Here is a 9968-nt window from a genome sequence, read left to right as displayed (position 1 = left end):
TCCTTGGACAGGAGAAAGTCGACGAACGCTTTCGCAGCCTCCGGGTTGCGGGCCGTCTTCATGATGGCGGCAGGCTCGGTGATGAATGACACCCCCTCCTTCGGATAGACGAAATCAACGGGTGATCCATTTGCCTTGGCACGCATGACATCGCCGTCGGCGATAATTCCGTAGATGGCGCGACCACCGGCAACGTCATTCAGTGCGGGTCCATTTCCGCCGACCGGGGCAACTCCGTTTTTCGCGAGATCGGTATAGAACTTCCACCCGATCTGCGGGTCATCGGCGACCGTGTGCAAATGGTTCAGCGCAGCACCCGAGAAGAGCGGGCTAGGCACCGCAACCTGCCCCTTCGCGGCGGGCGACAGAAGAGCCGACCAACTCGACGGACGCTGCGTCGTCTTGGTGTTGTATGCAATTCCGGTCGCGACGATCTTGGTGCCGAAATACATCTTGTCGGCATCGTGAAACGACTTGTCATAAGCAGCTATGGGAGCTTCCGCGTAGGTCATCAGACGGCCCTCCTGCTTGAGCTGCCCGATGTTGATGGTGTCGGCGACGAACAGCACGTCTGGTTTGACATCTCCGGCGGCGATTTCCGCGCGAAGGACGTTCATCAGCTGTGCGGTTCCGTTGCGAATCCATTCGACATTGACGTCAGGATACTTTGCCTTGAACGCGTCGACTGTCTGCTGGGCGACTTCCGGCGTTTGTGAAGTGTAGAGCACAAGTTTTCCGCCTGGCGCAGCCCATGCGGAACCGGCCGCCAAGACTGACAGCGACGTAAGAAAGGCGCGGAACGTAGCATTTTTCATGATCGTTTCTCCCCTTGGTTTAATTGTCTAGGCGGCCACCGCATGCAAACGCGGGCGTGCAGCAGCGATCGTATGATTTGGAATTACCCAACCGTCCGAGACGGCAATCGTGATGGCCTGTCCGACCTCGACCGGCACATGATCATTCTGGTGAAGCACGAATGTCAGATCCGGCGCGGCGTCGGGCTTGGCGTCGATGCGGAAATAGCCACCCTGGTAAATTGCGCGAGTAACTCGGCACGGGATGCCTGTCTCACCCGGAGCGGCCATTCTCAGCTCGCGCGGGCGCAGACACAGCCGCGCGTCCAGCGTACCACGCTGACCTGGAGCACACCGAACATCGATATCGACGCCAAGGAAGCGCGCCACACAATGCGGACCATCGGCAGCGGCAACGATCTCGGCTGGAAGAACGAGGCCTTGCCCAATGAATTCCGCCACCATCTCGGTTGCGGGCTCCCGATAAAGCTCCTTGGGCGTCGCCAATTGCATCAGCACGCCGTTATCCATGACAGCGATCCGGTCGGCCAGCGCCATTGCCTCCGCCTGATCGTGAGTGATGTAGAACATTGTCGTGCCGGTCCGCTTGTGAAAGTCGGCGAACTCGTCCTCCATCGAGGCGCGAAGGTGCACGTCGAGATTGGCCAGCGGTTCATCGAGAAGTACAAGCGAGGGAGCCGTCACAAGGCAGCGCGCCAGCGCCACACGCTGCCGCTGACCACCAGAGAGCATCGCCGGAGGGCGCTCGCCGTAGCCGGTCAGACCGACAAGGGCGAGTGCATCTGAAACCCGCCGGTCCCGTTCGGGCCCGGCAATTTTTGCGACCTTCAGACCGTATCCAACATTCTCGGCGACGGTCATGTGCGGCCACAACGCGTAGGACTGAAATACGATGCCGATGTTCCGCGCCTCTGGAGGCACCTGGACGTTGGCGGATGAAACGACGCGGCTTCCAATCGAGATTGTGCCGCTTTGGGGCTGTTCAAAGCCGGCGACGAGCCGAAGAAGCGTGGTCTTTCCACAACCCGATGGTCCCAACACGGCGATGAATTCGCCGTCCTTCACGTCTAGCGAGACGTTGCTCAGAACCTCAAGGTCGCCGAAACGCTTCGTCACCCCGGAAATGTTGAGATGCGCCATTTCTCCTCCAGTGCCCCGCTTTATCGCGAGACCTCGTTATGTGCATGTTTGCACACGCGTGCAGAATTCGCAAGATCGCTGATGGCTTTATAAAACTGCCTTTCATTACAGTGCGATGACTACTTTAGTCCGCGTAGAGCGCGCTCCTAATAGAAAGCCAATTTCTGAGAATGACACGATATTTGGTCACGTGTTCACAAAGTCTGCCAAGCGCGTTAAACCCGATGCGTCGACCTTGAATTTGTTGTAGTGACGAGATCATGACGAGAAATTTTGTTACAGCAGAGCGCGTTGCACAATCGGCGGGGGTATCCAGATCGACGGTGTCGCGTGTCTTCACTGAAGGGGCGAGCGTCTCAGCCGACGTTCGGGCCAAGGTCGAGGAAGCCGCCCGTGTCCTGGGCTACCGCGTGAACAGGCTTGCTCAAGATCTGAAAGGTCAGCAATCGCGCTTGGTCGGTGTCGTCGGCACCAACCTCTCGACTCCCTTCGCGGCCCAGCAACTTGACGCTTTGAGCCGCGGTTTGCTCAACAGAGGAATGCAATGTCTTCTGCTCAACGCAGCAGATGCCGAGCACGATCTCGGTCCTCTCATCGAGGGCATTTTGGAGTTCCGCGCGCGCGCTATCGTCTTGATGTCTGGTGCTCCACCGAGCGCAATCATCGACGAATGCCTCGCCAACGGTGTTCGGGTCATCCTTGTGAACCGCGAAGCCGATGTCGAGACCGATACCATCCGCAGCGACGACATCGAAGGCGTCAGACTCGCCGTTGAACGGCTGCTGCGGGCCGGATGCAAGCGGCCCGCGGTGGTGAGCAGCAGCGCGCGCACCCAAAGTCAGACGCGCCGTCGAAACGAGTTTCTGAAGTTGATGTTCAAGGCTGGACTGGAGCCCGCTATTTGGGCACAGGGACAAACAACATACGAAGCGGGCGCGCAAGCAGCACGCGAACTTCTCCTCGCGCATGAGATCGACGGCGTCTTTTGTGTTACCGACCTTCTCGCTCTCGGCTTTCTCGATGCAGCTCGAACGATGAATTTCCGTGTTCCCGAAGATTTGTCGATTGTCGGCTTTGACGACATCCCGCAGGCAGAATGGGAAGCCTATCGCTTAACGACAATCAGACAACCAATCGAAGCTCTGACCGCCGCGGTAATTGAGGCGATCGAGCGCGATGACGGTTTGGGCGGCGGCAGAGTTGTCCATCGCGTCTTGCAAGCGGAACTCATCGAACGGTCGACCGTGCGCCAATAACTCGGGAAATGAGATCCGCATTTGGTCCGTTGGCGAACGCGATCTCTTATCGGCTTCGAACCCCGCGACGCCGCCCGCCCTGGCGCGAGGCCACTTCGATGCCGGCATCGGCATCCAATGGCAATATCGGACGGCGAATCTTGGTGTAGGGTATTCTCGCCGRATCCGGTGGATAGGGGCCACCGCAGTTCACATAGATGATCTCTTTGGCAATGGGGGCGAAGGCCGCGTAGAAATGGCTCGCTGATTTCACGACCACAATTTTCTTCCGCGTCAGATCGATTCCCAGATTGAGAAAGACGTCCGGATGAAATGTCTGCGCTCGCTTGGACGACAATACAATATGGAGGTCGCCGATCCGCACAGCGACAGCCGATCCGAGCGACACCAAACTCTGCTCAAACGGAACCACGAGATCGCGCATAACCGCTGTAATCTCGACGACTGCATCGACGGGTAAACCGGAGCCTGCCGAGACCTTTCCCCCGATCCGCAACGCCAACTTGGTTCCTATGCCCGCTGCGGCACAGAAGCCGACAGCGACCGGGTCCCATATTGCGCCAATAGCGGCCGAAATATCTCGTCGATTGATCAGTTCTTCGAGGAGGAAGGTGCTGTCGCCGGGCACTCCCCCGCCGGGATTGTCCCAGCGATCAGCAAGGACGATCGGTCCGCCCTCAACGGCCATGGCAGCCTCGATCGCCTCGCGGGTCGTGGGCATCGGTGGCAGCCGATTCGCGCCAAAACCCAACACATCCCGTGCCAATTCGCGCGCCAGGACCTCGCCTTGTTCCGGCGCGGCGTCGCTGACCACCAACACCTTCGTTCCGACGTCAAAGACGTCTGCCGCGGGGAAACCGTGAATGACAGAAATGCTTAGAATGCCGTCCCGCCCCTCCAGTCGTTTGATCCTGTCGATCAGCGAGCGCCCTGGTTCCCGGCTGGTGATGAAGTTTGCGATCGCACGACAATCGATCACGGTCATCACAGGATCGATCTCGCCCCGGGCCGTACGAAGGCAGAGATCGACGAGATCCTCCGCACGCTCGAGGAAATCCGTGTGCGGTACCTCTTTGAAGGTCACGATGACATCCGATGCAGCGACCATCGCATCGCTCAAGTGGCAGTGTGGATCGAGCTCGACTCCGATTACCGCGTCGGATCCGGCAATGGCGCGAGCGCGTGCGAGTAGATCTCCCTCGCAATCGTCGTATCCGTCTGCCACCATTGCGCCGTGTAGGCCGAACAGGAGGATGTCGATCGGCAAGCAAGCATGCAACTGACCGAGAATTTCGTCGCGCAGCGATTCGAATGCAGAGCGGCTGACGAGACCGGCCGGCTCCGCCCAGGTCGCCGTTCCTTCGATGAGTGTGAACTCGCCCAGCGCCGCTCGCCGCCGCGCCGCAACAAATGGAGCGGAACAGAGGGTGGGTGTATCCGGGTGCTCGCCAGGCGCGGCATAGAAGGCGTCTTCGAACGCGGCACGGTTGGTCGGGAGCGGCGAGAACGTATTCGTCTCGGTCGCAAGCGAGGCGACGAACACCCTCATCGCGAACGCCTGTTCGGTTTTGACGATTCGCTCCCGGGGGCACGAGGTGGCAATCGCAAATCCGCGAGACTGTCCTTTACCTCACGCAGGCGCTTGAGCATGGGCTCACCGAAGCGAAGGGCCAGTGCCGTTGCGATCACGTCGATCAGGACAGCGTGCGCAATGCGAGACGTCATCGGGGCGTAGACTTCCGTGTTTTCCTTTGCGTCGACCGCGAGAAGAATGTCCGCTGCATCAGCCAAGGCCGAACCTGGCCGGGTGATACTCACGACGAGCGCACCCACCTCGCGCGCTTTCTCGGCCATCTTGACCGTGTCTCGAACCTCTCCCGTATGCGAAAAGCACAACGCGACATCACCTGCCTGGAGAGTTGCGGCCGCCATCCGCTGAAGATGCGTATCACCGTAAGTCACCACCGGAATCCCGAGGCGCATCAGTTTGTGTTGCGCTTCGATGGCTAGGATGCTCGCTGCACCCGTTCCATAGCAGTCGATGCGGCGCGCTTTCGCGAGCGTCGCGATCACTCGTGCCAAGGCGGCCTGATCGACGGACTGACGAACGGTACTAAGGACGTAGATGCTCGAGTCGAAGATCTTGCTGACAATCTTGTCCAACCGATCCTCGGGTTCGACGGCGCTATGTAGATACGGCGTACCCGATACGATGCTCTGGCCAGTGAGCAGCTTGAGCTCAGGATACCGTTCTAGCCCGAGCGCCCGAACAAAACGCAGGACCGTCGGCTGACTGACGCCGACCGCGTCGGCGAGTTTCGCAATCGACATCCGGATGACCTGCTCGGGGCTGTCGAGGACGAAGTCTGCCACGCGCCGTTCCGACGGCGAGAGGTCGATCCGCTTCGCCGCAAGGGTTTCGAGGAACCTGTTGGTCTCGCCCATCGTCAATGCTCCTCACCGATCGGGGACGGTGACGCAACTCACCGGACGTAGTTTTATTCCGAACTCAAAAATCCAATCATCGCAGCGCATTCAAGCTTTTCCGTTTTCTCTTCGAGCACACATCTCAACTTAACGATAGCATAGCACACTTGTCTGATCGCATTAATTTCGATTGAGACAATTGGCGACATCAGGGACAGGTGGATACAAAAGAAAGAGCGCCCGCATACACCTATTTTGATTTATTTTTACTTTCAGATCGATGCAATCTAACGAACCTACATTCCTTTTTATTAAACCCGCTAAGCGCCCAATTCCACTGCCGACTGTTGACCGTACAGCTCAGTGTAATTAATCTACCTAGTCACGCAAAGTGTCAAAATTCGGCGTGACTGAGTCGATGGCCGGGCAGCGGGAATCAAACAAATGACGCAGATTGTTCGGGACGCGACGACGGGGCTCGACCGCCTTTCCCTCGCCCGACTTCCGACGCCCTTCGAGGACGCCCCGAAACTCGCCGCCGCGCTCGGCATCGCACGCCTTGCCATCAAGCGTGAAGACATGTCCGGCTACGCCCTCGGCGGAAATAAGTTGCGTCAGCTCGACTTCATTCTGGCGGATGCGATTGCCAGTGGCGCGGATACGCTTGTCACCACGGCTGCAAGCCAATCCAATTTCTGCCGATCGCTCGCGGGGGCGGCGGCAAAACTGGGACTTTCCTGTCATCTGCATCTACGCGCGGCGACGGGAACGGCGCTCGTCGGCAATCTGCTTCTCGACCAGATTTTCGGCGCGACCGTCACATTCACGAATGCAACGGATCCTTGGGATCCGACGATCAAAAATGAGCTGGTCGATATCGCCGATGACTACCGCTCCCGAGGTCGAACGCCCTATGTTGTCCAGTTGACAGGCGTGAGCGCCCCCGTCGCCGTCGCTGGATGGATGTCGGGCGCCGCCGAGTTGATCCAGGATTTCGGCCGCGATTTCGGACCTCCTGAAGCGATGGTTGTCGTCTGTGGTTCAGGACTGTCACTCGCCGGCCTCGCGCTCGGCTTCAAGCATCTGTCGTGCCCGACACGGCTGATCGGCGTCAGTGCTCAACAACCGGCATCACGGCTGAAGCCCTGGATCGTCAGAGCGGCTGCGGACGCGGCAGCGCACCTCGCACTCGATGTGCGTTTGCATGAGGACGATTTCGACATTGTCGATAGTGAAATCGGTCCCGGCTACGGGAAGCCGTCTCCGGCGAGCATCGATGCGGTTAGACTCGCCGGACGCACCGAGGGTATCGTCCTCGATCCGGTCTACACCGGCAAAGGTCTCGCTGGAATCGCTGCTGCCATTCGCCTCGGTCTCGTCAGACCCGACCAATCAATCACCTTCCTCCATTCCGGCGGAACGCCTGGTCTCTTCACGCACGCATCTGTATTCAATACTGGTGAAGCGGCATGAAGTTCGACGATGGGGCGGGAACCGGTCTTGCTAAACTGGACATCCCCCTGAACGAAGCCGGACGGTTCTCCGGCGCCATGCGCCTTCCGTGGTCGACGGACAGGTCCGCGTACGGTCAAATCGTCGTCCCCGTAATCGTCGTGAACAATGGTCCCGGCCCGACAGCGTTGCTGACGGGTGGCGTCCATGGCGACGAGTACGAGGGTCAGATCGTTCTCGGGGAATTGGCGCGAAGCCTTCGGCCCTCTGATATCCGCGGACGTGTCATCATCGTCCCCTGCGCAAATCCTCCTGCAGCGGTTGCGGGCCGGCGTACGTCCCCGCTCGACGGTGGTAACCTGGCACGTCTGTTTCCGGGACGGTCGAATGTCGGGCCGACCAGTCAGATCGCTGAAGGAATTACGCGGCTCTTGTTGGCCGAGGCAGATTTCCTTTTGGATTTCCATAGCGGCGGCAGCACGCTCGACTATCTACCGTGCRGATTCGGACGCCTTCCCGAAAATCGGATCTTGGCAGATCGCGTCATCGATTTGCTGTTGGCCTTCGGAGCTCCGACAACCGCAATCGTGCGACGTCCAGAGGCCAGCGGCACGCTGGTAGCGACAGCGCTCGACAGAGGTGTCGTCGCCATGGCGACCGAACTTGGCGGGTCGGGGGGCGTTACTCGCGAGACGCTGCGCATCGCGCGCGCGGGTCTCAAAAGTTGTCTCGCGCACATGGGCATTTTGGGACGACCCGACGAAACTGCCACGACACGCCTTTTTGCCATCGATGCCGCGCATTTCGTCCGCTCTCCCGGGCGCGGTCTTTTCGAACCAGCCTTCTCGCTTGGCGACGATGTCCAGCCCGGCGATCTTGCCGGTCGGTTGTCCGATCCGGAGCGGCCCGAGCGACCGCCGGAGGACATCTTTTTTTCCGCCGGCGGCACGGTGTTGTGCAGACGTGTTCCGGCCATTGCAGAACAAGGCGATGTCCTCGTCCATTTGGGCGTGGACATCGATCGGATATCGCTCGTCAGCCGATGAGCTTCTGAACGCGAACGGTGAGATCGTCCATCGCCTGTTGCGGGCTCTTCATCCCCAGAACGGCTGCTTCCGCCTCTTCCTTGAAGAAGTCGGCAGCACGTGCAGCGTTGTCGAAGGCCGGCAGTGGCACGCGTGAAACTTTCAGAACTTTCCGCTCCGCTTCGGAATAAGGAAGTTCCGACTTGATGCGCGGATCGTCATAGGTTGAATTTCGCACCGGGCCATTTCCATTGAGCGCAGCCGCCAGCGTCGCTTCCTTGGCCGACATGGACTTGATGAAGCTCCAAGCGAGATCCTTGTTTTTGGAGTTGTTCGGGATCGCCATGCTCCAGAACTCGACCTTCGTAGGAGCGACGTCGTATTTTCCCTTCAACTCCTGAGCCACAGGAAAGAACGTCGTCTTGATCTTGCCAGCTACCTGCGATTTTGCAGGATCGTTGTAGAGCCCATTGCGGCTCATGGAGCTCGCAGCCATCGCCGCCCGACCGTTCTGCATCCAGGTATTCGCATCTTCCGCCTTCATTCCGGTGAGATTTCGCGGAATGGCGCMTGCCGTGTAGAGATCGCGAATGACCGTAAGCGCGGCCACCATCGCCTTCGAATTGGCCACGACTTTCATGTCGGGGGTAATGAAATCGGCATCCCAAGCGCGCGCCACGGCGATGACTTCCGGATATGCGACACCTGGGAGAATCATTCCAATGACAGGCGTGCCGTCGGCCCGCGTATAGGTGCACTTCTTGGCGACCTCGACGAGTTCTTCCATCGTCTGCGGTGGACCCTTGATGCCCCGTTCGGCGAAAATCTCTTCGTTGTAATGCAAGCCCGTTGACGCATGCCGGAATGGCATTGCGTACAGTTTGTTGTCCATCGTCACGCCTTGGACGAGTCCGGGGAAGATATCCTTCACGTCGTCTATCGGATCCTTCGCCATGTAGGCGTCGAGCGGCTGGAACAGGGAGGCGACTCGGGGTGTGGCGTAGGTATTTAGGATGAACGCCACGTCGACCGTCGACTCGCCGAGTGATGCTTCTCGGAAGAGACGGTCATGCAACGGGCCCGTCTCGAAGGTCACCCAGTTGACCGTGCCGCCCGTCGCCTTGGTGAAGGCCTGCGTTACGTCCCCGCCCTTGGTGCCATTCGAAACGTTCTGCAACACTCGATGGGCGAACACGTTGATCTGTTTGCCCTCGGCGCGAGCCAGACCGCCCAGGGCCGGCAACGTCGCCGCGGCTACACCGCCGGCCAAAATGCCTCGTCTAGTCACGAACATGGTGAATACCTCCCGATCTGAACAATCTCCGAGCGCGCGCCGTCTTTTTGCTTCCGGATGCACCGCTACGCTACGTCAGCTTAGCATGGACCGGCGACCGTTTCTTATGTCGCACCATTGTAGATTAGTTACAATTTCACGACTCAATCAACCAAAAACTGACTTGCAATGGAATGATTTTTTATTTTTACTACATTGAAGGATCGGTGGTGGGCCGGCCGTCGAGGCGGCCGCCTCACCCGTCAGAGGATCGATCGGTAGCAATGGACACATTTGAACGGCAGTGCCGAGCCGAGATCGAGTGCTGTCCCGCATGATCGCGACTGACCAGCCGACCAATCGCCGAGCGGCTCCCTGGCCAGCATTCTGGCTGATCTCGCCCGTTCACGCCCTGATCGGAGCCATCATCTTCATTCCGGCGATTTACGTCTTCTGGCTTAGCTTGACGGAATCGTCGTTCGGACAGCAACCCGTATTCGTTGGCCTTGCCAACTATGCCAAAGTCCTGAGCGATCCCTATTTCTGGCGCGCCCTACGCAACACCGTCATAGTGGTGTTG

Annotated in this window: 8 protein-coding genes and 1 pseudogene; 4 read left to right on the top strand and 5 right to left on the bottom strand. The window is 59.0% G+C overall.

Annotation, left to right across the window (positions count from 1 at the left end; translation table 11 throughout):
- Together AC1DT3_RS05200 and AC1DT3_RS05195 are read right to left on the bottom strand one after the other, a co-directional pair.
- Nucleotides 1-815, bottom strand: an 815-nt coding sequence (locus AC1DT3_RS05200; protein ID WP_477464181.1) for an ABC transporter substrate-binding protein, incomplete at its 3' end; no start/stop codon positions are given.
- A 27-nt stretch (nt 816-842) separates the two neighbouring features.
- Nucleotides 843-1955, bottom strand: a complete 1113-nt coding sequence (locus tag AC1DT3_RS05195) for an ABC transporter ATP-binding protein (protein ID WP_477464180.1) — start codon at nt 1953-1955, stop codon at nt 843-845.
- 260 nt (nt 1956-2215) lie between these two features.
- Between AC1DT3_RS05195 and AC1DT3_RS05190 the strand changes: the two genes are divergently transcribed.
- Entirely contained in the window at nt 2216-3211 is a 996-nt protein-coding gene (locus tag AC1DT3_RS05190; RefSeq protein WP_477464179.1) for a LacI family DNA-binding transcriptional regulator, read from the top strand.
- 46 nt (nt 3212-3257) lie between these two features.
- Here AC1DT3_RS05190 and AC1DT3_RS05185 read toward each other — a convergent pair whose 3' ends face one another.
- Nucleotides 3258-4760 carry a M81 family metallopeptidase gene (locus AC1DT3_RS05185; RefSeq protein ID WP_477464178.1) on the bottom strand — a complete coding sequence of 501 codons (1503 nt, stop codon included), beginning with the start codon at nt 4758-4760 and terminating at the stop codon, nt 3258-3260.
- On the bottom strand, nt 4757-5656 hold the full coding sequence (locus AC1DT3_RS05180; protein ID WP_477464177.1) for an SIS domain-containing protein: 900 nt from the start codon (nt 5654-5656) through the stop codon (nt 4757-4759). Before AC1DT3_RS05180 ends, AC1DT3_RS05185 begins: the two co-directional genes overlap by 4 nt.
- Before the next feature lie 426 nt (nt 5657-6082).
- Between AC1DT3_RS05180 and AC1DT3_RS05175 the strand changes: the two genes are divergently transcribed.
- Nucleotides 6083-7111 carry a 1-aminocyclopropane-1-carboxylate deaminase/D-cysteine desulfhydrase gene (locus AC1DT3_RS05175; RefSeq protein WP_477464176.1) on the top strand — a complete coding sequence of 343 codons (1029 nt, stop codon included), beginning with the start codon at nt 6083-6085 and terminating at the stop codon, nt 7109-7111.
- Nucleotides 7108-8136 carry a succinylglutamate desuccinylase/aspartoacylase family protein gene (locus AC1DT3_RS05170; protein WP_477464175.1) on the top strand — a complete coding sequence of 343 codons (1029 nt, stop codon included), beginning with the start codon at nt 7108-7110 and terminating at the stop codon, nt 8134-8136. The genes AC1DT3_RS05175 and AC1DT3_RS05170 overlap by 4 nt, the downstream gene beginning before the upstream one ends.
- Here AC1DT3_RS05170 and AC1DT3_RS05165 read toward each other — a convergent pair.
- Nucleotides 8126-9409 (bottom strand): ABC transporter substrate-binding protein, encoded by a 1284-nt coding sequence (locus AC1DT3_RS05165; protein WP_477464174.1) that lies wholly within the window; start codon nt 9407-9409, stop codon nt 8126-8128. The genes AC1DT3_RS05170 and AC1DT3_RS05165 overlap by 11 nt on opposite strands.
- A gap of 313 nt (nt 9410-9722) precedes the next feature.
- On the opposite strand from AC1DT3_RS05165, the pseudogene AC1DT3_RS05160 reads away from it, so the two are divergent.
- Nucleotides 9723-9968: pseudogene (locus AC1DT3_RS05160) on the top strand (sugar ABC transporter permease); the annotation flags it as partial.

This window comes from Microvirga sp. P4_G7, from assembly GCF_056401005.1.
Note: the sequence above shows the minus strand (reverse complement) of the source record. Positions and strands in the feature narration are given on the sequence as shown.

Coding starts and splice junctions, on each gene's coding strand:
- AC1DT3_RS05175 (WP_477464176.1), top strand. CDS start 6,083: ATGACGCAGATTGTTCGGGACGCGACGACGGGGCTCGACCGCCTTTCC.
- AC1DT3_RS05190 (WP_477464179.1), top strand. CDS start 2,216: ATGACGAGAAATTTTGTTACAGCAGAGCGCGTTGCACAATCGGCGGGG.
- AC1DT3_RS05195 (WP_477464180.1), bottom strand. CDS start 1,955: ATGGCGCATCTCAACATTTCCGGGGTGACGAAGCGTTTCGGCGACCTT.
- AC1DT3_RS05180 (WP_477464177.1), bottom strand. CDS start 5,656: ATGGGCGAGACCAACAGGTTCCTCGAAACCCTTGCGGCGAAGCGGATC.